This window comes from Labedella populi (assembly GCF_004078655.1).
GTDB lineage: Bacteria > Actinomycetota > Actinomycetes > Actinomycetales > Microbacteriaceae > Labedella > Labedella populi.
Map to the genome: position 1 here is coordinate 1 of NZ_RZNC01000014.1, position 731 is coordinate 731.

Sequence of the window (731 nt, forward strand, 5' to 3'; positions counted from 1 at the left end):
TGGTCTACGGGGCCGTGCCGTCGCGCGGTGTCGAGGTGCTCGACGCGGAGACGGGCGCATCGCTCGGAGTCGTGAACGGCACGACGGACGCCTATTACGTGGCGGCTGATCCCGTCAACGGGCTCGTCACCACGGTGTACTTCAGCGACGTCGCCGATGCCAAGAACATCGAGTCCTTCGATGTCGACAACGACTTCGCCTCGCTGTGGTCGTCGACATCGCGCGCCAATCCGCGTCAACTCGATGCGGATTCCACGAACGGTCTCCTCTACGTGGGGTACACCGGCACGGCGGAGGGCTCGGGCGGATTCAGTGTGCACGACCCGAAGACCGGCAGGATTCTCGGCGACTTCGACGACCCGTCGTTCGGAAAGGACGGCTACGGCATCTCCGTCGATGAGGAGGAACAGCGGGTGTTCGTGTCGAATCGCGACTTCCGGCTGAACCCGCCCGGCTCCGAACTCGACCCGGTGGCGGTCACCGTCTCCACGCGCATCCTCGAGGCCGGCTTCGACTACGAGGCCGTGTCCTCCCTCGACTCGGTGAACAAGTCGAACGCGGCGCTGCCCGCCGGTTCCGCGTTCTCCCAGTCGAAGGATCGCCTCTACCTGGGAGACCAGAACGGTCGGAAGATCTTCGAGATGAATCCCGATACGGATGAGGTGACGCGGACGATCACGTTGCCTGAGAACATCCGTGATGTGGGGATCGATGATGAGGAGGAGCTTCTC

Annotated in this window: 1 protein-coding gene; it reads left to right on the forward strand. The window is 63.7% G+C overall.

Going from position 1 to position 731, the window contains the following annotated elements; all coding sequences use genetic code 11:
• A partial coding sequence (locus ELQ92_RS16410) for a YncE family protein (RefSeq protein WP_166409148.1) occupies positions 1–731 on the forward strand: 731 nt, incomplete at both ends.